The sequence below is a fragment of the Bacillus cereus group sp. MS39 genome (assembly GCF_040448665.1).
Classification (GTDB): domain Bacteria; phylum Bacillota; class Bacilli; order Bacillales; family Bacillaceae_G; genus Bacillus_A; species Bacillus_A wiedmannii.
This window is the reverse complement of sequence record NZ_CP123058.1, coordinates 2,516,455-2,536,109: the sequence shown is the minus strand read 5'-3', so window position 1 is coordinate 2,536,109 and position 19,655 is coordinate 2,516,455. Positions and strand designations below refer to the sequence as shown.

Here is a 19,655-nt window from a genome sequence, read left to right as displayed (position 1 = left end):
AACACGTAATATAGACTCTGACTCTAAAAAATTCGTTATAAATTATACATAAAATAAGGAGGTTTTATATACGAGTTTTTCATTTTAAAAGACGGAGAGGTTTTATATTATGTGGCGTAATAAAAATGTTTGGATTGTATTAATTGGGGAGTTTATTGCTGGTTTAGGGTTATGGCTTGGTATTCTTGGTAACCTTGAATTTATGCAAAAATATGTCCCTTCTGATTTCATGAAATCAGTTATATTATTTATCGGACTATTAGCAGGTGTTCTAGTTGGTCCTATGGCTGGTCGCATTATTGATCAGTATGAAAAGAAAAAAGTTCTTCTTTATGCCGGATTCGGTCGTGTTATTAGTGTTATTTTCATGTTTTTCGCTATCCAATTTGAAAGTATCGCCTTTATGATTGCATTTATGGTTGCTCTTCAAATTTCAGCAGCATTTTATTTTCCTGCATTACAATCTGTAATTCCACTTATCGTACGTGAGCATGAATTATTACAGATGAACGGTGTACATATGAATGTAGGTACAATCGCTCGTATTGCAGGTACTTCACTAGGTGGAATTCTTTTAGTTGTAATGAGTTTACAGTATATGTATGCCTTCTCAATGGCAGCATACGCTTTATTATTCCTCTCAACATTCTTCCTACAATTTGAAGATAAAAAATCAACAACACCAAGTAAACAAGCTGCAAAAGATAATAGTTTTATGGAAGTATTTCGTATTTTAAAAGGAATTCCAATTGCTTTTACAGCACTTATATTAAGTATTATCCCTCTATTATTTATAGCTGGATTTAATTTAATGGTAATTAACATTAGTGAAATGCAACATGATCCGACAATTAAAGGATTTATATATACAATTGAAGGCGTCGCATTTATGTTAGGTGCCTTCGTTATTAAACGTCTATCTGATCATTTCAAACCTGAAAAGTTACTATATTTCTTCGCAGTTTGTACTGCTTTTGCACATCTATCATTGTTCTTTAGTGATATAAAATGGATGTCTCTTACATCATTTGGCTTGTTTGGCTTTAGTGTCGGCTGCTTCTTCCCTATTATGTCGACAATCTTCCAAACAAAAGTGGAAAAAAGCTATCACGGCCGTCTCTTCTCATTCCGTAATATGTTTGAGAGAGTGATGTTCCAAATTGTCTTACTCGGCACAGGCTTCTTCTTAGATACGATTGGATTGCAGTACATGGTCTTAATTTTCGGCGTCATTTCATTATTAATTATTTTCATTTCATTATCTAAACAGAAACAATATGAAAAACAACCTTCGCAATCTGCGAATTTATAACATAAACAAAGACGCATGAATCATATTAGATTAATCCATGTGTCTTTGTTATATAAAACCTTATTTATTACGCTTATTGTAATTATTTAAAGGAGTACCCTCTTTCACTTTCGAATACAGTATACTAACATGATATATACAGGAGGTGCGAAATTGTCTGATGGTATGCAGTTATTTATTATCTTTATTTTTGTATTAGCTCTGTTTAGCATCATAAACTTTTTAGCTATTTCCCTTTCTCAACATAACTTTAAAAGAAGAATTGTGGCAGGTTTCATATTTTTACTGTTAACTCCCATTATCTTTTTGACTACTTCAGCTTTAACTTCTATATTCAATAAAGCTAGTTTTGGAGCAGTCAACCTAACCTTTTCTATTGTAAATGTATATATTTTAAATGGCATTGTCATTCTTCTTTCCGCTTCATTTATCCACAAAAAACAAAACATAAGATAGTACACTAGGCATGAATCTGACTTTACACTAGATTCATGCTTTTTCAATTCCCCCTAAATTTTTATATGAAATTAAATAATTCTTTATAAAAATTTAAACTTTATTTATTACAATGTTCGTATCGTATTCGCACGTTTATTGATAAAGAAAAGAAAGGAGTACAAAATGAAAAAGGTTCTATTAATTATTCCAATATTCATCGTTCTACTTAGTGGATGTAGCAATAATGATATATACGGTTCTTGGGAGATCATTGACGACAAAAACGGTCTTTGCCCTGCATCTTATAAATTTGAAACAGTTGTAAAAGAAGAAAAGAAAGAAAAAATTGTTCAAAACTTAGTGGAAATGCAAACAACGAAGAAAAAAGAAGATTTATACAAAGGTTCATTTATAAAAGATTCTAATGTATATCACATTGATTATGGTAACTCATTTACATCAGATCAAACTATAAAAGTTGTCGATGGTACATTAAATGTATACTTTTATGCAGTGGAAAGATTATGTACATATAAAAAGAAATGATTACACCTCATATGAAACGCAGAAAATATTTTCTGCGTTATTTTATTTCACAAAGCTTTCTCAAAAGGTTTCCCTCTTTTAAATCTTTTAATTTAAATGTAATATTATACAATAACAATATTTTTACTGTGAGGTGCTTTTTTTGAGAAGTTTAAGTTCATTAATTGTGTCAACAATCTGTTCCATTATCCTAATCCTATGGAATACATTTTCATTTTATAAAAAATTCACGACAGGAGATTCATACTATTGGCTTAGTGGTATATTAGGCCTCGTTTTCGTGTTCTTTTTTATCCAAAATATGCGGGATATACTTCACAAAAACTACAAAACTTCCTAAACATAATAGACAGTTCAGTTAACCGATCTACCTTATTTACACCGCCCCTTTCAAAATAGACTAATCCTCCCTCTAAATTTGTCAATCGTTTTAATTTTCATAAAAAAATGATAAAATGGAACCATGTGTTTTCAGAATAATTAAAAACGCGGAAAGAAAACACTGTTTTTAGGAGGGGTTTTGATGACTTACACGTTAGCAACTAGAATGAAAGCATTCCAATCTTCTATATTTAGTGAATTAGGGGCCTATAAAAAAGAAAAAATTGCAGCAGGTCACAAAATGATTGATTTAAGTATCGGGAATCCTGATATGCCGCCTGCTGACTTCGTAAGAGAAGAAATGGTACATACAGCAAGTGAAAAAGAAAGCTATGGATACACATTAAGTGGTATTCAAGAATTTCACGAAGCTGTAACTGAATATTATAATAACACTCATAATGTTAAATTAAATGCTGATAAAGAAGTTTTATTATTAATGGGTTCACAAGATGGACTCGTTCATTTACCTATGGTTTATGCGAATCCGGGAGATATTATATTAGTTCCTGATCCAGGATATACAGCTTATGAAACAGGAATTCAAATGGCTGGTGCAACATCCCACTACATGCCTTTAAGGAAAGAAAATGATTTCTTACCTAACTTAGAAGCCATCCCTGAAGAAATTGCCGATAAAGCGAAGATGATGATTTTGAACTTCCCAGGGAATCCCGTTCCGGCAATGGCTCATGAAGATTTCTTTAAAGAGGTAATCTCATTCGCGAAAAAACACAATATTATCGTTGTTCATGATTTCGCTTATGCTGAATTTTATTTTGATGGTAATAAACCAATTAGCTTCCTCTCTGTACCTGGTGCTAAAGAAGTTGGCGTAGAAATCAACTCTTTGTCAAAAAGTTATAGTTTAGCGGGTAGCCGCATTGGATATATGATCGGAAACGAAGAAATAGTTCGTGCGCTTACTCAGTTTAAATCAAATACAGATTACGGAGTGTTTTTACCCATTCAAAAAGCAGCATGTGCTGCACTGAGAAATGGGGCTGCTTTTTGTGAGAAAAATCGCGGTATTTATCAAGAGCGTAGAGATACTTTAGTCGACGGTTTCCGAACATTTGGTTGGAACGTCGATAAGCCAGCTGGTAGTATGTTCGTTTGGGCTGAAATTCCACAAGGCTGGACTTCTCTAGACTTCGCTTATGCATTAATGGATCATGCGAATGTCGTTGTTACACCAGGTCATGCATTTGGACCTCACGGGGAAGGCTTTGTACGTATTGCACTAGTTCAAGATAAAGAGGTGTTACAACAAGTTGTGGAAAACATTAGAAATAGCGGTATTTTTTCTCTTGAAAAAGCAAATGAATTAGTTAAAAATTAATGATAACTCCCCTGCTTAACTGTAGCAGGGGTATTATTCATTGGAGGTATTTTCATATGCATATTAAAGACACTCTTCCCCATCGTTATCCATTTTTAATGATTGATAAAGTGACAAATGTAAAACATGGTGAATCCGTTACGGGATATAAACTCATTACAAATAATGAGTGGTTTTTAAATGATAGTCAAAAACATATGCCTCATATGTTAATCGTAGAAGCACTTGCTCAACTTAGTGCATTTGTACATACAAGTGACTCTCAAGGATTAGGCTTCCTCTCCTCATTAGATGGGGTTGAATTCCACGGAAAAGCACATCCCGGTGATAAACTTGATTTACATTATGAGCTAACTCGCAATCGCCGAGGTTTTGTTCTCGGTAAAGGCACCGCAACTGTTAATAACCAGCCGATTGTAACGATAGAAAAGCTATTAATATATCAAGCAGAATAGAGACGATGTAATTCACCCGGGTATCTATCTCCTACAAATTCGTCTCACCAACATGAACAGAGTAAACAAATTACTTGGTTAGGAGCAGGAAGATGGAAAGTACTATCGGTATTGATGCTGGAGGAACATTAACGAAAATTGCTTACTTGAACGAAAAAAAGCAATTAGCTTTTGAAAAATTTTATTCAAATGAACAAGATAAAATAATAAATTGGCTTAAGAAAAACACTGGTAAAAAACAAATATGTATTACAGGTGGTAAAGCAAAACAATTACAGCAACTACTTTCAGACTCATATAAAATAGTAGAACTAAACGAATTTGAAGCTACTCTTATAGGTGTCCGATACATTTTAAAAGAAGAGAAATATGATATAAACAACTTTATTTTAACAAATATCGGTACAGGTACTTCTATTCATTACGTTTATAATGACAAATATATTCGAGCTGGTGGAACTGGTGTTGGCGGTGGTACTATTATGGGACTTTCAAAATTGTTAACAAGTATAGATCATTTTGAAGATGTGATCCCTTTAACAAAAATAGGTTCTAGAAAAGAACTAGATATTACGGTTGGAGATATTTATGGTGGAATTCTCTCACCTATTGATAATAGCTTAACTGCAAGCAATTTTGGTAAAGCCGCTATTACAGCATCAAATTATAATAACTCAGATATACTTGCTACTGTACAAGGACTTGTCGGTGAAGTCGTTACTGCATTAAGCCTTCAATTCGCCGAAACAAAAAACATTAACCATATTATTTATATTGGTTCGACTCTATGTAATAACGTGCACCTTCAAAATATTATTAGTAGCTACACAAAATATCAAAATAAAACACCTATTCTTTTACAAGATGGTGGCAATAGCGGTGCGATTGGTGCTTTACTCCATGTTACAAATAAAAAAGGCTGACTTTTGTCAGCCTTTTTTCAACGGCACTTCAAATTCAATAATTGATTCTCCGTTCTTCCCAATTCGCTCTACACTAATTCTATCAATTACACATTGCAACTTTTCAGGGAAACTATGAATATCCTTAGCTACTTCAGCAGCTAACTCAACACTTTCTTTTCTCCCGACTGTTACATGCGGTATGTACGGAATATCTTCTTTCAAAAATTGTATTAAAGGTCCTGTATAGAGCATATCATGTAGTTCTTCTATTTGTTCTTTCCCTCCCTCAACTTCTAAAAACAAATAGTTTCCTACATTAGTGATACGATTTGCAAACTCAATTTCAATTTTGCCTACCCCTTTTGATACATTAAAAATATGAGATTTTAATTCATCATTTGAAATATTACTCTTAAATGGAAATACGATTGTTATATGTGGTGGAATTAATCCAAATAAAGAATCATGTTTTTGTCTAATGTTCTCTATTTTATTGATGGACATGTTATTTAGAAAAACTAAAATTGTACGCATTTTTATACCCTCTACTTTCCCTCATCTTAATTTGTATCATATTCTATGACAGCCTTGCACTTCAACAAATAGTTTTGCTTACATGTAAAAATAAAAAACTTCTCAAATGAGAAGTTTTCATATAGCATGATTACTATTTTCCCGCCAAACTTTTCTAAACTTTATATAACAAGCAATTCTCCACGGAATGATATACGATACTGCGACTACGTAAAATAATAAACCAATCGTTTGTTGATCTAAATCCACAATAAATTGTCTTGAACCATATCTTAAAATAACAAGTGCAATAAAAGTAATTAAAAAAGCTGCACTTTTTTTCGTATAAATATTCCCATCATCTCTTCGCTCATAATTTGTTAAAACTATAAGTGGTACGGCGAAAAGAATTCCAATGAATGCTGCTATTATAACTTGTAAGATAGCTGGATGTACGGGCCCAAAAAACCATACAATACCTGGTGTTAAAAATAGTAATGGCCATAAAATACGTTTTCCTGTTCCTTTTATTGGCTTGTGCATAGAACGATAACGACGCCAAAATATGAGCAGTGCAATGCATAAAAAGACTGTAATTAGTGAAGAAGTGTCTCCCATTTACTTTTCCTTCTCTCTAAAATAATAATCTAGTACTATTTTAAACCGTTCGTTCAAATGATACTTTACGAATAAATATACTACTAGTTATGATATAAAGAATAGTTAATCCGATTGAAATAACAGTAAAATAAGGAATGTCGATTAAAGATGCATCGTTTGTAAAAATTAAACCTTTTATCCCCGCTTCTCCATAAAGTACACTATTCATTGATAAGAAAAGTGTCCCACCAATCATAAGACCGATCCACTTAAATCTTTGCTTAAACACGACTACTAGTTGAAAGAAACATGCTGTCGTAACATAAAATAAAAATTGTAAAATAAATTGTTGTACCAATTGCTCCCAAAAGTTAACATTTACTACGTTATATTTTAAATCTTGTAAAAGCATAACTTGAAGAAATGAAAATAATGCAGATTGAAGTACAATATAACAAATTGCTCCGATAAAATATTGTGTTCTCGTTACACCGAATGAAACCGCTAAACGAAACAGCTCGTCTTGTATGATGAAAACACTTCCTACTATAAATATCATAATAGCTATTGAAGGATTATTGATAATTTCGGGTAAATAACCAATTTCCACTGCATTTATATGAGCAACATTTAAAGCTCCTTTTATTAATAAAGCTACAATCCAAAATATTAATAGTGCTTTATAATGAAAATTTATATGTAACTTTAACTGCTTCATTAATATCGTCATTTTACTTCACCACCAGTTATGTGAATAAATAATTTTTGTAATGTTATTCCATCAACTACTAATCCTAATTCTTCAATAGAGTCATAATCTTCATTAGACAATTTTCCCCATATAACAGCAATACCCTTATTTCCATAAACTTCTCGATTTAATACTTTTTTATTGATTGAGAACTCGTCCACTTTATCTTTTTGCCCTAAAATAATCTGAACTTGTTGTAATAAATCTTCCACCAATGATTGAACAACCAATCTTCCTTCTTTTATGATAATTACATCTTCAATAACATGAGTTACTTCTTCTACTAAATGTGTTGACAATATAATTGTTCGTGGATACTCACCGTAATCTTCTAGTAGTAGACTATAAAATAATTCACGGTGTGCTGCGTCTAAACCTGTAGTTGGTTCATCAAAAATAGTAATTGGTGCTCTACTTGCTAATCCTTGAATAATTCCTACGACTGTTTGCATACCATGGGATAGTTTATGGTATTTCTCTGTCATATTCAGCTGAAATTTATCTGCCAGTTCTTCAGCATAAGCTCCATCCCAATTTTTATAAAACATGCTACACATCTTAAAAAATTCTTTTACTTTATAACTTAAATGAGCCTCTTCTTTTACTCTAACAAAACAAATATTTTGCATCGCTTTACTATTTTCAAATACATTTTCACCAAATACAGATACGCTTCCACTACTCGAAATAATTTGTCCTGCTAGTAAGTTTAATAAAGTCGTTTTCCCTGCTCCGTTCCTTCCAAGCAAACCATATATTTTATGCTCTTCCAATGAAATCGTTACTTCATTTACAGCTATTTTCTTTTTATATTTTTTCGTTAACTCTAACGTTTCAAGTGCAATCATCCCTCTTTCCCCTCCTTCGTAATTTTTTGAATCATATCCATCAATTCATCTTTTGATATTTCTAGCACTTTCGCTTCTTCCCACACTTTAGGTAAATATTCGGTCATAAAAGTGTTTTGTCTTTTTTTTAGTACAACTTCTTTCGCTCCCTTTGCAACAAACATCCCGATCCCTCTCTTTTTATATAAAATCCCTTCATCCACTAATACATTTACCCCTTTAGCTGCAGTAGCTGGATTTATTTGTAACATCTTCGCAAATTGATTTGTTGATGGAACTTGTTCTTCTTCAAGCAATATGTCTTTTAAAATATCAGATTCGATTGTTTCTGCAATTTGTAAGTATATTAATTTATTTTGCTCTAGAGTAGGTTTCACAATTTCACCACCTTAGGTTCATAGGTTCATTACTTATGTAATTAACCATATCACATTAAAATATTTATTTCCATAAATTTCTTTTATAAAAAAAGAAAGTCATTCGTTTAAGAATGACTCTCTTTTCTAAAATTTCAAATTTTCAACTCTTGTTCTCAAATTCTTTTCATTTATACCATTTTGACAAAAGTTAAATTGTTGTCCTTTTATTGACTTTGTACGATCTACTATTTGCCCTAAATGATAACTTGTGTGCTCCACTAAATGTAATAAACTATGTAGATCAATATGCCCTTTTTCTGCAAAAGCTTGTATAAATGCTTTTCCCCACTCATCAAATATTTCTTCAAAAGTTTTTATCAAAACTTCAGTATGTTGTCGTTTTACTGGAAAATACTCCTCGATTCCCTTTTCAAAAACTATATTTGGATTTTTATAACGACTAGTATTTCTCTGTATATGTTCACAAATATGCAATACGATTCCACCAATTGAATTAACAGAGTTCCCTTGCTTCCACAAATCTTCTTCACTAACGAGGCTAATTGCCTGTATTAACTTAGGTAAATAATGATCCTGCATTCTATGATAAGAAATTTTGTATACTAACTCCATCTTTGTCCCTCCAATTATTTCGACTACTTTATTGGATATTTAACAAATAAAGATTTTCGGAAATCTTTATCATTCACAAACCTATTAATTTTTTTGTTATTATCATTAAGGAACTTTACTACTTTGTTTTTATCTCATAAATTATCTTCTTTTGGAAAATCATCAAATTTTTCATACAGGACTGATAGTATTTCTTCTCTTTTTATCGTGAAGTTTTTATTTTCTAATTGAAACTCGTAACCTTTTGCATTTGGTACTAAAATCGCAAAATAAATAACGTTAAAGAGAAAATTCTTCTTCATCGTATCCTTACCATCAAACCAATACGTCTCAACCATGTCTTCTGTAAGTGGTCCATTCTCTTTTGCACCATAGTACACCTTTATACTTTCATTCTCTAAACTTATACTTTGAAATGTTTCACCACCGGGTAAATGATTAACAATTGCAACTACATCTGAGTTATTACCAACGTATGTCCCCGCATATTTTTTAAAATCACTTGGTTCCATATCTGATATTTCTTTTATTCTTTCTCCGCTAGAACAAGCAGTAACAAATAAAAAAATTGTTAGCATAACAACCACATTACGATGCATATATTTCATTTAGCAGCCCCCATTTTTATCGACATTTCGTTAATTACAATACTTATTTTCAAAACCCTTTAAAACATACGCATTTTAATCAAAATTAAAAATTTTCAATTTTCATGTTTACAATTATCCATTAATTGTATATACTTACTAACGTAAGAAAAAAATTCTAAAAGGAGGTCGAAGGAAATGATGAAATTACAATTACATGCTTTAACTTTAGCATTAACTGCATCTGTGTTTTCTGGACAATTAAATATGAATTCGACCACCCTAATGGAGAATTGAAAATCGTACATTATTTCTATTAATTCATAAATTCGCCACAGGAGGTCGTATACTTTCCTGTGGCTTTTTCACGCCTGGCCATAGGAGAACTATATCTTCCTGTGGCTTTTTTGTGCAATTTTTTAGTCACTTACATTATTTTTCAAAGAAAGGAGCAACATTCGATGACTATTAGCGTATTGTTTTTAAGTATTACGATTCAAAGAAATACAATTTCTAAAGGTGAAATTCTTCATAATGAGCAAATTGAAAAAGCTATGAATGATGTTAAGGAGCGCCAAGCGCTTTATTGTGATCACCTGTAATTCCTTTTCGAAAGGAGGAATTCATTTATGACTTTTCATATTTTCTTTTTTACGACTGTACTTCAGAAAAACACTTTATCTGAAGATGAAATCTTTCGTAAACAACAATTAAAACAACTGACTGATAAAATGACTGACATTAAAAGTTCTTACTATACGCAAATGTATTAAAAATATATTTTTAAGGAGCAATATCTTAATGAAATTTAAAGCATTCTTTTTAACCATCACTATTCAAAAACGTGAGCTTTCACAGAAAGAGATTTTGCGTGAGCAACACATTCAAACTATTATGGACGAAGTAAAAGAGCATCAAGCCTCTTATTACACACGTCTTTTCTAAATCATTTATAAAGGGGTATTATCTAATGAAATTTAAAGCATTCTTTTTAACAATTACCATTCAAAAACGTAAGCTTTCACAGAATGAGATTTTACATGAACAACACGTTCAAAACATTATGGATGATGTAAAAGAGCGTCAAGCTTCTTATTACACACGTCTTTTCTAAATCATTTATAAAGGGGTATTATCTAATGAAATTTAAAGCATTCTTTTTAACAATTACCATTCAAAAACGTAAGCTTTCACAGAATGAGATTTTACATGAACAACACGTTCAAAACATTATGGATGATGTAAAAGAGCGTCAAGCTTCTTATTACAGCCGTCTTTTCTAATTAACTTATAAAGGGGTATTATCTAATGAAATTTAAAGTATTCTTTTTAACGATTACCATTCAAAAAACTAAGTTCTCAGACAGCGAGATATTGCATGACCATCAAATTAATAAAGCTATGGAAGATGTAAAAGAACGTCAAAGTCACTACTGTAGCCATTTATAGTTCCTTTCGAAAGGAGGAATGTATCATGAAATTTCACCTTTTCTTTTTAACAATTACAGTCCAGAAAAAAAGCCTTTCTGAAGCTGAATTACAACAAGAACAACAATACAAAAAGATTATGGACGAAATTCGAGATCGTAGAAGCGAATACTACTCTCACCTATAATTCTTTAAACATATAAAAATTGAAAGGAGTCGATTATGATGTTGATAGTACGTTGTAAGGAAATGATTTGGATAGTTCAGAGGGATTCCACATAGTTTTATAGAGCTTATATCACACAAGTTTACTGCTAAATTTGATATATAAAAAACATATAATAAAATTACATTAAAACACTTTTTAATATCCTTTAACAAGCAAAGATACACCACTTAAAAAAGCGGTGTATCTTTCTCAACTTATACTATTTTCGATTACTTCGTTTCGTCTTAAACAATCTCACTAAATTCGATACAACTGTTTTTGTTACTGCATAAACTGGCACTGCTAAAATCATTCCGATAATTCCGGCAAAGTTCCCTACCCCTAAAATTAAAATAATAATTGTTAGCGGATGGATATTTAATTTTGAACTCATAATACGCGGTGAAATGATGTTACTTTCAAACTGTTGTACAATTGTTACGATAATAATTACGTACAACGCTTGCATCGGAGATACGAACAGACCTACAATAACAGCTGGTGCTGCACCGATAAATGGACCTAGGTTAGGAATGATATTTGTAAATGCTGCTATAATTCCTAAAACGAAAGCGTACGGTAAATCGATAATTAAATAACCGATAAAAGTAAAAGCACCTACAAATATACAAACGAGCGCTTGCCCTTGAATATATGCAGATAATGTTTCGTTCGTTTCCTTAATGATACGAAGTCCTTCTTCACGGTAAGACTCAGGTAATAGACTAACTGCTTTCCCTGGAAACGCATGTCCATCTTTAAACATATAAAATAAAATAAACGGTACTGTGAAGATAACTAATGCAACGTTTGTGATAATACCAAATAAAGCCGTTGCACTCGACGTAATCGTGTTTGGTATATCCTTTAAATATTCAATCGCGTTTTTCTCAATTGTTTCAATGGAAACGTAGTTTTGTGTAGATAACCATTCAAATAATCTGTGATGGGATAAATCTTGTATGTATAGTTTTCCCTCTTTAATATAACCGGGCATATTTTTTACTAAATCCATTAACTGTTGCGAGATCGTTGGAACAACTACCCCAACTCCAACTGCAGTTAATGTTATAATAAAAAGATATAACAGTAAAATCGCTAAATTTCTAGGTACTTTTTTATTCTCCAAAAAGACTAACAATGGGTTAAATATGAAGTATAAAAATAACGCGATTAAGATTGGGAAAAACAATGTTGATATGAAGATACCAATCGGTTGAAATAGAAACGATATTTTTGTGCAAATAAATATGATCGCTACAACCATTAGCACTTCTAATGTCCAAAAGTGCACTTTCGATTTCAAAAAAACGTCCTCCTTTAAACTAGCACTTCTCTTCATTGTACCAAAATAAGCAAGAATTTCACATAATATTTTCCTTTACAATATTCCAAAATACCAATAAATACACTACAATGAGATTACATACAAATTTGCAGGTAAAGGTGATAAAAATGACACAATGCATCATATGCAGAAAAGATACGAAAGAACTTAGTGAACAATATGTCATCCCCGAAATATTATGTGGATATTATTTCACAAACTCAATTTGTGATACTTGCCATGAACAAATGACAACAAATATTGATCGTCCCTTAATTCGGCATAAATTAAGTCAATTTAAGATTGAGCAAATGAAAAAACAAATTGATTCCCCGCTCTATACGAATGAACATGGTGAGGAACTTGCGGCTGCTGAGACAGATGTTGTTGAAGTAAGTGATGAAATACTTTATTCCAATGCATTAATTATGAAACTATGTAAAAAGCACGATATTTCGCTACATAATGAAATTTGGAAAGAAGAACGTGTAACGAAAGTAGCTAGCTCTATTCAACGTGAATTACTTTTAGATAACCGTAAATACAAAATGAGTGTATTAAAAACAGCTTATACTTTCGCTGTCCAAGCTGTTGATGGCTATTTTGAAGATCCAGATGCGATTGTTATTTCTAACATTCTATCAAATGCCGATTTTATGGAATTAAAAGAAAAAAGTATAGTTCGCGATTTAAGTAAAAGTTCTTTATGGAATACATTAAATACAAATAGCGAGAACCATTACTTTATTTTATTAAGTGATAAAGATGGCCTGTTCTGTTTCATTCGTCTATTTGATATATTTGACGTTGTCGTTCATTTATCAGAAAAGAGGTATGAACTTTCATCTCCAATTGTCGGCGTAAATGATGTAAATAGGCAGGAATTTTATGTCCAAACTTTAAAACAGTATATGGATGGGCTATTTAAAGAAAAAAAACCTACTATTTAATCGAAATCAGAACATACGGTCTCCTTTCTTGATGAAAAGACACTGTGTTATAATAAGTATGAAAAGAACAATACAATCACATAAACCAATTATTAATTGTAAATAAATAAAAAAGACCAGTGTGCGGCTACACACTAGTCCACGTAACTTAGCAGATTGGATTGTTCATTTATCCTATTTGTTTCTTACAAACAAAACAACCCACATTCTATTGGCATAGGTGGGTTGTTATTTTTTGAGCTTGTCTATTAAAACGACGACGAACGTTAACAATGCAACGAGAAACAGTCCACCCTGCAGTAGCAACGCTATTTCACTCACGTATTATCACCCCCCTCCTATTCGGAGAAGTGATAATTGAACAACCAACCGTACCTTAAGTTACTATTTAATTTTATCATATTTTCTAATAGTTTACGATGAAAACCCGCAAGTGAAATACTCGCGAGTTTGTTTATCACGTATTAACAGACAGTAAACAAAATGAAGCAAAACATAGGTGAAACTGCCTGTAAATGCCCGCTTCTCCATCTTCTAACCTACCACCAGGCAGATCATACCGATTTCTATATGGACCTTTAATTTTATCGATTACTAATATGTTATTGTTTTCGATACAAATGCCGTACACACCAAACGCGCGATGAAAATTAGTAGCATTATTCATGGTTCAATTTCTCCGTTACCACATCATAAAATTTCCGCTCCTCATCAACATTTAAGTGAACACGACTTACTGTTTTAGAAGATCCATATAACAATTGTGCTTTCACTGGCTCTTTTAGCGTTATTTCAAATGTTGGGGGTTCCTTTATAAATTCCATCACAGCTGCGTCAAGAACCTCTTTCTCTTCTTCTTTCTTTAAAGGTTTGCCTTTATAAAACACAATTTTATCAATTTGTGTAAATGGTATAACAATTTTCTTTCCTAATCCGATTTGAATGATTATTTGTTCTTCTGTAATGATAATCGGATTTTTACGCATTGCTTGTATTTCAGCTAGAAAATATAACATTGCATATACGTTTAATATAAGTAAAATCCATGCTATTACTGGATTCCATTGATGAAGCAAATAATGAAAACCAATACTTTCTATTAAGGTTCCATGGATAATCATAACATATACACCTATTGCACCAGTCTTTTTGTGATATGAGTATACAGATTCACCTTCCTGTACTGTTGCACGCCACGATAAAAATGCATAATAGATTAACTTACACTCTGTTACAATGATATCTACTAATTTATTTCTTTTCATAGTAGCATCAAACGCTGCATCAATCGCATAAGAAAATGAAGAATATTCTCTTCTATATTCTTTATATCGTTTGATTGTTTCAGGAAGCACTTTAACGATTTTATAGAGAAGGAATAATTCTAGACCTACAAAGGCAATTTCTCCCACAACTATAATATAAGAAACGTTTGAAAAAGCTTGTAAATAGTCACTTGGAATAATAAATCTCGCAAATATATATCCAGCTATTACGACAGGAAATATATACGTTAGCGAGTATCTTTTTCGAATAATAAAGAAATATGTAATAACCGGAATTACAAACATACAATCTAATAAAGAACCAAGCACTACTTCTTTCGGAGCGGCTGGTACAATCGGAAGGGCATACAATAAATAGTTTGATAACACGATGAAAGATACGAGTCCAACCCAAATACCTTTTCGCCTTCGCGATAGTGAGTCATTCATACGTTCACTCCTCTATTTAAAAACCTCGTTTAAATGATCTTTATAAAATGTAATGGCACGTACAAATTCTTTAACTTCTTCTACTTTTATAACCGTTTCAAGTAATAATTTCATCGCGGATTCATGATCGTTAACGTTATATTTTGCTAATGACAAAAATACTTTTATCACGGCATTATCCGGAAACTGCTGCAAACCTGTTTCTAAAACAGTAATTGCTTTGTCATACTCACCTATACAACGATATGTACTGCCAAGACCGATATATGCACCGCAAAGTGACTCCCCATCAAGACCATTTGCAATTGCCTGTTCATAATACGGCACAGCGTCTGTTTCAAGTCCCATTACATCATGTATCCAGGCACATTGAAAAAGCACTTCTGCATCCCGCGTAAAATTGGTTAACCCCATTAGTATCTCTCTAGATTGCGCATATTTCTTTTCATTTCTTAGTTTAATCGCTTGCTTTAATAAATGTTCCATAGAATCCACTCCTCACCAATTATTTTATGTATCCATCTTGAATGGTTAACGTTTGTGTAAAAGTAAAATTCCCATAAATTAAAGTTTCACTTACCTATATATACTATGCGGATTCACTCTTATCCAAATACTTAAAATTATAAAGCAGTAATGTGATTACATAGTACTTCTAACCTTTTGACAATTTCTTTCGCCGTTTCATCTTTCCCATTACATAACTTCCCTCTACCGTCCTGTCCAATTACGTAGTGCACCGCTCCACGTGAATATAAAGAATGTGGTGAATTTGCAATCATTACATTTGCCTTAGATTCTTTCATTCTATTTTTCGCTCTTTCAAACAATTCTTCTTCATTTACATCACTTTCAAGTTTAAAGCCAACGAGTACGGTTTCTGGATCCCACTCTTTTATTTGCTTTAATACTTTTGGAGCCTTTTGAAAATGAATAATTGGCGCTATATCACTTGAAATTTTCCCATTCATATTAAGAACATTACCATCTTGATCACAAATTTTGTCTACAACCCAATCTGATCCAGCCGCTGCCATAATGACCGCATCGACTTTTTCATGCGTAATGATACTTTTCATTTTATCTTGTAAATCAACAATTCCTTCAAATGGGTGTAATTCTAATTGATTGTTTACATCGTTCGGTTTCTCAGCGAAATAACCGTGTAAATATATAACATGTGCTCCTTTACTTATAAACTCTTCAGCGATTATTCTACCAATTGTCCCTTTTGCCATATTCGTATGACCACGCACTTGGTCCCATTTTTCTAAACAACCACCACTCGTAATTAATACCTTTTTCCCCTTCATTGTAACCATCCCTTACTGATTTTTCTTACGAAACCATTCTGTTCCAAAGTCAACTATATCTCGTTGCTTCATAAGACGGCACGTTGCATTTCCTATTTTTCCATTCGTTACAGTTCCTTTTCGCTCAAACTCTACACCGATTTCTACAAACTTATCAGAATCGTAATCCATATCAACAAACTCTTTCCATACTCTTGCACCATTCTCTATAATTGGTGCCCCTACTTTTATTAACTCACATGCACCAGTACGTACTTCAGATAAATGTACAGACGTATTGGAATCATATCCAACACCAATTAATAATATGTATCCATCTAAATCGTATATTTTTCTTAATGGAGATTCCTCTCCTAAACTCATTGATAGCGACTGATTCATCGTTATTTCTTCCGCATGTTTTCCCCATGCAGCAAAACTTCCTAATGGATGGTTGCTACGTACTACATTCGGATATGTACGAAAACATTCAACTACTTTTCCCATTGCCCTTGTTGGTGTTATATGTGGCTCAAACGCCGGGACGTTATCTCGAATAATTTGCCACCATTCTTCAGGTACAGGTGGTCTTGACCAATGTTTCGGATCAGATAAATCCGAAGATTGAGTTGGCATAATAATTGTTCCCTCTTCCGTAATAACTTTCATTAACGCCTCTACTACCGCAACGGCTCCGCCAGATACCCAGCCAATAGAACTGAGCGAAGAATGCACAATAACCGTCATTCCTTTTTCTAACCCTAATTCTCTTAAATCATTTGTAATTGTTTTGATTGTATTTGGCAATTGTGTACTTGCCACTATGTCATTCATTTTCACGATTGTTCCCCCATTTTTTAAAACTAATACATACATATATTATCATATTTTTCTTAATTTTTAACTTAATCATTTCTGTCACTACAAAAAAAGGTTATATATTCACATGCATAATAATCAAATGACAATATATCGATCTCAAATAACAATAGCAGATAAATAAAAAAACTTTATTCCCTTTTCTACTATTTGAACTAATTTGCTTAATTGCATACGTTTTTTTCAGTATGAAGAAAAATAAAAGTGATACGTCAAAACAATACAAACACTATATATAAACGAAAGAGCCCATCACAACTGATAAGCTCTTCCGTTTCATTTACCCTTCAATTGTAACCCCTGTAAACATCGATAAGTTTCCCGTTATTTTCTCGCCTACACGTAAAAATAACCCTGCGGCTCTCCCGCTAATACAGTGTGAACCAATTAATAGTTTACCAGTATACGGACCATCCCATGTGTCAATTGTATAGTCAGGCATTTCTATGTATTGCTGATATATTTTCCGTTGTTCAAAGTAATACTCCGTTTTATCTTCAGCTAATAGTTCATCATTTTCGTATATAGATACCCCTCCGCCTTCACGGCCGTATAAAGGTTTAGAAACATATGATTCATTTCTTTCTATAAACGGTTTATTTGTAAAATATGTTGGTAAGAAGTAGTTCTGAATGATTTCTCGCTCTTCTTTCTCAAAGAAAACTCCCTCTTCAAACAGTTGCCAAATTAATGCGAGTACACTTTTATTTTGCATAAGAAAAGCAGCAGGTGGATTAATAATTTTCATTCTTCCTTGCGCTATATGATCTAAAAGCTGAAGTCCAATTCTTTTCCCATTTTTATCGGTATCTGAAACTAAATATTCAATTGGATATAGTCTATATAAATAATGGATTCGTTCACCATTTGGTGTATATATACCATCATCTGCAACGACGATATCTTGTATTCCTATATAGCCCGTTGATTGATCTAAGCAATAGCTTCTTAAAAATTGAACTGTTTGATGATCTTCATCGTGCCAATCATAACTAGTAAAATATATCGTCTCTTCAGGACCTATATTATAGTCATGTTTAATTTGTTCCCACGCCTGCACAATATGCTCTTCTATATGATTTGGGTGATTCACATCGTGATAACGGCATAATACTTCATTTGCGACAGACGGCTCTAAATAACCTGTAGGTGTGTCACAATTTACTTCTATTAACTTTATATCTTCACCATTTACGATAAAGTCAAACCTTGTAAAATATGAAAACAAACCAGCATGTTTCATTCTCGCAATTTCCCACGTTTCAGCTGGAAATCCTAGTTTTTGAAAATCTTCTGTCGTATTGACAATATATTGATACGTTCTATATAACACGTACATAACTTCCTCTGTCGCTTTTGAAATAGCAGTATAAGTTTTTACTGGCATACGATACATACCTGTTGCCATATATTGATTCCATTCTTCATTTTCTAATAGACTCGGCCATGTAAAACCATTCCGACCAGCCTCTTCCGCAAGTGAAAACCATATTTTCATATACTCTTTCTGCTCTTGTTCTGTATACATAATCCTATTATCCTTTCGTATTATGATCCGGCTGGCGCTTTTGCGTTTCCAATTCCACTTGAACCAGAATTCACTTTCGGCGTTTGTGTCGTAGATGATTTCGGCGTATTTGTATCTGGCGTCACTTTGTTTGATGGGTTTGGCTGTTGTTTATTTAAATCCACTTTATTGGAAGAATTATTATTGTTACTGTTAGTTCCGCCGTAATACCCTCCACCACCGCTGCCACCAGTTCTACGTTCGTCTTTTTCACGATATGAAATAACATTATTTGCATACGGTTTCTTCATTACATTTGGTTTTGCTGTATAATTCATATTTGAGGTTCTGCTTGCTAATAAATATCCTGCTACGAATGGAAGTATCGGTAAATGTGAGTTTTCATGATACGATGAAAATGAAGGATTAATTTCCTTACACAACTCATCTTTTTCTACATTTTCCATTGTTGGAGTTTTATCACCACAATTTAAAGTTTCTTGTTCATTCCCTTGCTTTGCACCATCTGTTTTAACAGCAGTACTTTCTTTCTGTGCAGTTTCTTCTTCATAATCACCACAGCCCGTTAATAAAAAAGATGACATCCCTATTGAAGTAGCAATTTTTATAAATTTACTTTTATCCATTCTCATGTGTTATACACCTAATTTCTTTTATC

30 protein-coding genes and 1 pseudogene are annotated in these 19,655 nt (G+C 32.6%); 15 read left to right on the top strand and 16 right to left on the bottom strand.

What is annotated here, in order from left to right:
• Positions 1 to 109 precede the first annotated feature (109 nt).
• The 7 genes from QEP67_RS13390 to coaW all read left to right on the top strand — a co-directional run bounded on the left by QEP67_RS13390 (position 110) and on the right by coaW (position 5,397).
• Positions 110 to 1,312: an MFS transporter gene (locus QEP67_RS13390; RefSeq protein WP_000269247.1), complete on the top strand. Its 1,203-nt coding sequence runs from the start codon at positions 110 to 112 to the stop codon at positions 1,310 to 1,312.
• Positions 1,313 to 1,465: 153 nt separating this feature from the next.
• Positions 1,466 to 1,768, top strand: coding sequence for a hypothetical protein (locus tag QEP67_RS13385; RefSeq protein ID WP_071742405.1), 303 nt, complete (start codon positions 1,466 to 1,468; stop codon positions 1,766 to 1,768).
• A 165-nt stretch (positions 1,769 to 1,933) separates the two neighbouring features.
• The gene (locus QEP67_RS13380) at positions 1,934 to 2,296 is read left to right on the top strand and encodes a hypothetical protein (RefSeq protein WP_000756858.1); all 363 of its coding nucleotides are present in this window, start codon (positions 1,934 to 1,936) and stop codon (positions 2,294 to 2,296) included.
• A 142-nt stretch (positions 2,297 to 2,438) separates the two neighbouring features.
• The gene (locus QEP67_RS13375) at positions 2,439 to 2,636 is read left to right on the top strand and encodes a DMT family transporter (RefSeq protein WP_071742403.1); all 198 of its coding nucleotides are present in this window, start codon (positions 2,439 to 2,441) and stop codon (positions 2,634 to 2,636) included.
• A 183-nt stretch (positions 2,637 to 2,819) separates the two neighbouring features.
• Positions 2,820 to 4,019 (top strand): LL-diaminopimelate aminotransferase, encoded by a 1,200-nt coding sequence (locus QEP67_RS13370; protein ID WP_000222685.1) that lies wholly within the window; start codon positions 2,820 to 2,822, stop codon positions 4,017 to 4,019.
• 56 nt (positions 4,020 to 4,075) lie between these two features.
• Positions 4,076 to 4,474 carry a 3-hydroxyacyl-ACP dehydratase FabZ family protein gene (locus QEP67_RS13365; protein WP_000547647.1) on the top strand — a complete coding sequence of 133 codons (399 nt, stop codon included), beginning with the start codon at positions 4,076 to 4,078 and terminating at the stop codon, positions 4,472 to 4,474.
• 92 nt (positions 4,475 to 4,566) lie between these two features.
• Complete coding sequence (gene coaW, locus QEP67_RS13360; protein WP_000446250.1) at positions 4,567 to 5,397, top strand: type II pantothenate kinase; 831 nt, start codon at positions 4,567 to 4,569, stop codon at positions 5,395 to 5,397.
• Positions 5,398 to 5,403: 6 nt separating this feature from the next.
• Here coaW and QEP67_RS13355 read toward each other — a convergent pair whose 3' ends face one another.
• From QEP67_RS13355 to QEP67_RS13325, 7 genes and pseudogenes are all read right to left on the bottom strand, one after another.
• The gene (locus QEP67_RS13355) at positions 5,404 to 5,913 is read right to left on the bottom strand and encodes a 2'-5' RNA ligase family protein (protein WP_001259230.1); all 510 of its coding nucleotides are present in this window, start codon (positions 5,911 to 5,913) and stop codon (positions 5,404 to 5,406) included.
• Between the two features lie 117 nt (positions 5,914 to 6,030).
• Positions 6,031 to 6,510, bottom strand: a complete 480-nt coding sequence (locus QEP67_RS13350; protein ID WP_000502969.1) for a cytochrome c biogenesis protein CcdC — start codon at positions 6,508 to 6,510, stop codon at positions 6,031 to 6,033.
• A gap of 40 nt (positions 6,511 to 6,550) precedes the next feature.
• Positions 6,551 to 7,222 carry a DUF4052 family protein gene (locus QEP67_RS13345; RefSeq protein ID WP_000153896.1) on the bottom strand — a complete coding sequence of 224 codons (672 nt, stop codon included), beginning with the start codon at positions 7,220 to 7,222 and terminating at the stop codon, positions 6,551 to 6,553.
• Positions 7,219 to 8,091 (bottom strand): ABC transporter ATP-binding protein, encoded by an 873-nt coding sequence (locus QEP67_RS13340; protein ID WP_000560939.1) that lies wholly within the window; start codon positions 8,089 to 8,091, stop codon positions 7,219 to 7,221. Before QEP67_RS13340 ends, QEP67_RS13345 begins: the two co-directional genes overlap by 4 nt.
• Positions 8,088 to 8,468, bottom strand: coding sequence for a GntR family transcriptional regulator (locus QEP67_RS13335; protein WP_000805194.1), 381 nt, complete (start codon positions 8,466 to 8,468; stop codon positions 8,088 to 8,090). The genes QEP67_RS13340 and QEP67_RS13335 overlap by 4 nt, the downstream gene beginning before the upstream one ends.
• A gap of 126 nt (positions 8,469 to 8,594) precedes the next feature.
• Positions 8,595 to 9,083 carry a hypothetical protein gene (locus QEP67_RS13330; protein ID WP_000424634.1) on the bottom strand — a complete coding sequence of 163 codons (489 nt, stop codon included), beginning with the start codon at positions 9,081 to 9,083 and terminating at the stop codon, positions 8,595 to 8,597.
• A gap of 23 nt (positions 9,084 to 9,106) precedes the next feature.
• Positions 9,107 to 9,691 (bottom strand): annotated as a pseudogene (locus QEP67_RS13325) (DUF4825 domain-containing protein).
• Positions 9,692 to 10,131: 440 nt separating this feature from the next.
• Here QEP67_RS13325 and QEP67_RS13320 point away from each other — a divergent pair.
• From QEP67_RS13320 to QEP67_RS13290, 7 genes are read left to right on the top strand one after another with little or no spacing between them, the layout of a single operon-like run.
• On the top strand, positions 10,132 to 10,272 hold the full coding sequence (locus QEP67_RS13320; RefSeq protein WP_000156197.1) for a YrzI family small protein: 141 nt from the start codon (positions 10,132 to 10,134) through the stop codon (positions 10,270 to 10,272).
• A 27-nt stretch (positions 10,273 to 10,299) separates the two neighbouring features.
• A complete protein-coding gene (locus QEP67_RS13315) occupies positions 10,300 to 10,443 on the top strand; it encodes a YrzI family small protein (RefSeq protein WP_000142720.1) in 144 nt (47 codons plus the stop codon).
• Positions 10,444 to 10,471: 28 nt separating this feature from the next.
• Positions 10,472 to 10,615, top strand: coding sequence for a YrzI family small protein (locus tag QEP67_RS13310; RefSeq protein ID WP_000668956.1), 144 nt, complete (start codon positions 10,472 to 10,474; stop codon positions 10,613 to 10,615).
• Positions 10,616 to 10,640: 25 nt separating this feature from the next.
• The gene (locus tag QEP67_RS13305; protein ID WP_064460344.1) at positions 10,641 to 10,784 is read left to right on the top strand and encodes a YrzI family small protein; all 144 of its coding nucleotides are present in this window, start codon (positions 10,641 to 10,643) and stop codon (positions 10,782 to 10,784) included.
• A gap of 25 nt (positions 10,785 to 10,809) precedes the next feature.
• Positions 10,810 to 10,953, top strand: a complete 144-nt coding sequence (locus tag QEP67_RS13300) for a YrzI family small protein (RefSeq protein ID WP_000668971.1) — start codon at positions 10,810 to 10,812, stop codon at positions 10,951 to 10,953.
• A 25-nt stretch (positions 10,954 to 10,978) separates the two neighbouring features.
• Positions 10,979 to 11,119, top strand: a complete 141-nt coding sequence (locus tag QEP67_RS13295; protein ID WP_000669812.1) for a YrzI family small protein — start codon at positions 10,979 to 10,981, stop codon at positions 11,117 to 11,119.
• 25 nt (positions 11,120 to 11,144) lie between these two features.
• Complete coding sequence (locus QEP67_RS13290; protein WP_000668506.1) at positions 11,145 to 11,285, top strand: YrzI family small protein; 141 nt, start codon at positions 11,145 to 11,147, stop codon at positions 11,283 to 11,285.
• Positions 11,286 to 11,526: 241 nt separating this feature from the next.
• Here QEP67_RS13290 and QEP67_RS13285 read toward each other — a convergent pair whose 3' ends face one another.
• Positions 11,527 to 12,612, bottom strand: coding sequence for an AI-2E family transporter (locus tag QEP67_RS13285; protein WP_000837880.1), 1,086 nt, complete (start codon positions 12,610 to 12,612; stop codon positions 11,527 to 11,529).
• Positions 12,613 to 12,761: 149 nt separating this feature from the next.
• On the opposite strand from QEP67_RS13285, the gene QEP67_RS13280 reads away from it, so the two are divergent.
• The gene (locus tag QEP67_RS13280; RefSeq protein ID WP_000189705.1) at positions 12,762 to 13,583 is read left to right on the top strand and encodes an HNH endonuclease; all 822 of its coding nucleotides are present in this window, start codon (positions 12,762 to 12,764) and stop codon (positions 13,581 to 13,583) included.
• Between the two features lie 228 nt (positions 13,584 to 13,811).
• Here QEP67_RS13280 and QEP67_RS13275 read toward each other — a convergent pair whose 3' ends face one another.
• The 8 genes from QEP67_RS13275 to QEP67_RS13240 form a co-directional block, all read right to left on the bottom strand.
• Positions 13,812 to 13,904: a putative holin-like toxin gene (locus tag QEP67_RS13275; RefSeq protein WP_001289320.1), complete on the bottom strand. Its 93-nt coding sequence runs from the start codon at positions 13,902 to 13,904 to the stop codon at positions 13,812 to 13,814.
• Between the two features lie 136 nt (positions 13,905 to 14,040).
• Positions 14,041 to 14,250 (bottom strand): hypothetical protein, encoded by a 210-nt coding sequence (locus tag QEP67_RS13270; protein ID WP_001057914.1) that lies wholly within the window; start codon positions 14,248 to 14,250, stop codon positions 14,041 to 14,043.
• The gene (locus QEP67_RS13265; RefSeq protein ID WP_001000051.1) at positions 14,243 to 15,298 is read right to left on the bottom strand and encodes a hypothetical protein; all 1,056 of its coding nucleotides are present in this window, start codon (positions 15,296 to 15,298) and stop codon (positions 14,243 to 14,245) included. Before QEP67_RS13265 ends, QEP67_RS13270 begins: the two co-directional genes overlap by 8 nt.
• Positions 15,299 to 15,310: 12 nt before the next feature.
• Positions 15,311 to 15,784, bottom strand: coding sequence for a tetratricopeptide repeat protein (locus QEP67_RS13260; RefSeq protein ID WP_000400643.1), 474 nt, complete (start codon positions 15,782 to 15,784; stop codon positions 15,311 to 15,313).
• A gap of 137 nt (positions 15,785 to 15,921) precedes the next feature.
• Entirely contained in the window at positions 15,922 to 16,611 is a 690-nt protein-coding gene (locus QEP67_RS13255; protein ID WP_000676693.1) for a phosphopantothenoylcysteine decarboxylase, read from the bottom strand.
• Between the two features lie 12 nt (positions 16,612 to 16,623).
• Entirely contained in the window at positions 16,624 to 17,424 is an 801-nt protein-coding gene (gene aacC, locus QEP67_RS13250; protein WP_131233603.1) for a BA2930 family N-acetyltransferase, read from the bottom strand.
• A gap of 325 nt (positions 17,425 to 17,749) precedes the next feature.
• Entirely contained in the window at positions 17,750 to 18,997 is a 1,248-nt protein-coding gene (locus QEP67_RS13245; RefSeq protein ID WP_000287863.1) for a glutathionylspermidine synthase family protein, read from the bottom strand.
• A 20-nt stretch (positions 18,998 to 19,017) separates the two neighbouring features.
• Positions 19,018 to 19,629, bottom strand: a complete 612-nt coding sequence (locus QEP67_RS13240; RefSeq protein WP_001242148.1) for a hypothetical protein — start codon at positions 19,627 to 19,629, stop codon at positions 19,018 to 19,020.
• Positions 19,630 to 19,655 lie beyond the last annotated feature (26 nt).

Coding starts and splice junctions, on each gene's coding strand:
- QEP67_RS13350 (WP_000502969.1), bottom strand. CDS start 6,510: ATGGGAGACACTTCTTCACTAATTACAGTCTTTTTATGCATTGCACTG.
- QEP67_RS13280 (WP_000189705.1), top strand. CDS start 12,762: ATGACACAATGCATCATATGCAGAAAAGATACGAAAGAACTTAGTGAA.
- QEP67_RS13355 (WP_001259230.1), bottom strand. CDS start 5,913: ATGCGTACAATTTTAGTTTTTCTAAATAACATGTCCATCAATAAAATA.
- QEP67_RS13260 (WP_000400643.1), bottom strand. CDS start 15,784: ATGGAACATTTATTAAAGCAAGCGATTAAACTAAGAAATGAAAAGAAA.
- QEP67_RS13295 (WP_000669812.1), top strand. CDS start 10,979: ATGAAATTTAAAGTATTCTTTTTAACGATTACCATTCAAAAAACTAAG.
- QEP67_RS13345 (WP_000153896.1), bottom strand. CDS start 7,222: ATGACGATATTAATGAAGCAGTTAAAGTTACATATAAATTTTCATTAT.
- QEP67_RS13320 (WP_000156197.1), top strand. CDS start 10,132: ATGACTATTAGCGTATTGTTTTTAAGTATTACGATTCAAAGAAATACA.
- QEP67_RS13290 (WP_000668506.1), top strand. CDS start 11,145: ATGAAATTTCACCTTTTCTTTTTAACAATTACAGTCCAGAAAAAAAGC.
- QEP67_RS13300 (WP_000668971.1), top strand. CDS start 10,810: ATGAAATTTAAAGCATTCTTTTTAACAATTACCATTCAAAAACGTAAG.
- QEP67_RS13270 (WP_001057914.1), bottom strand. CDS start 14,250: ATGAATAATGCTACTAATTTTCATCGCGCGTTTGGTGTGTACGGCATT.
- QEP67_RS13240 (WP_001242148.1), bottom strand. CDS start 19,629: ATGAGAATGGATAAAAGTAAATTTATAAAAATTGCTACTTCAATAGGG.
- QEP67_RS13370 (WP_000222685.1), top strand. CDS start 2,820: ATGACTTACACGTTAGCAACTAGAATGAAAGCATTCCAATCTTCTATA.
- aacC (WP_131233603.1), bottom strand. CDS start 17,424: ATGAATGACATAGTGGCAAGTACACAATTGCCAAATACAATCAAAACA.
- QEP67_RS13380 (WP_000756858.1), top strand. CDS start 1,934: ATGAAAAAGGTTCTATTAATTATTCCAATATTCATCGTTCTACTTAGT.
- QEP67_RS13390 (WP_000269247.1), top strand. CDS start 110: ATGTGGCGTAATAAAAATGTTTGGATTGTATTAATTGGGGAGTTTATT.
- QEP67_RS13340 (WP_000560939.1), bottom strand. CDS start 8,091: ATGATTGCACTTGAAACGTTAGAGTTAACGAAAAAATATAAAAAGAAA.
- coaW (WP_000446250.1), top strand. CDS start 4,567: ATGGAAAGTACTATCGGTATTGATGCTGGAGGAACATTAACGAAAATT.
- QEP67_RS13245 (WP_000287863.1), bottom strand. CDS start 18,997: ATGTATACAGAACAAGAGCAGAAAGAGTATATGAAAATATGGTTTTCA.
- QEP67_RS13255 (WP_000676693.1), bottom strand. CDS start 16,611: ATGAAGGGGAAAAAGGTATTAATTACGAGTGGTGGTTGTTTAGAAAAA.
- QEP67_RS13310 (WP_000668956.1), top strand. CDS start 10,472: ATGAAATTTAAAGCATTCTTTTTAACCATCACTATTCAAAAACGTGAG.
- QEP67_RS13330 (WP_000424634.1), bottom strand. CDS start 9,083: ATGGAGTTAGTATACAAAATTTCTTATCATAGAATGCAGGATCATTAT.
- QEP67_RS13315 (WP_000142720.1), top strand. CDS start 10,300: ATGACTTTTCATATTTTCTTTTTTACGACTGTACTTCAGAAAAACACT.
- QEP67_RS13305 (WP_064460344.1), top strand. CDS start 10,641: ATGAAATTTAAAGCATTCTTTTTAACAATTACCATTCAAAAACGTAAG.
- QEP67_RS13265 (WP_001000051.1), bottom strand. CDS start 15,298: ATGAATGACTCACTATCGCGAAGGCGAAAAGGTATTTGGGTTGGACTC.
- QEP67_RS13365 (WP_000547647.1), top strand. CDS start 4,076: ATGCATATTAAAGACACTCTTCCCCATCGTTATCCATTTTTAATGATT.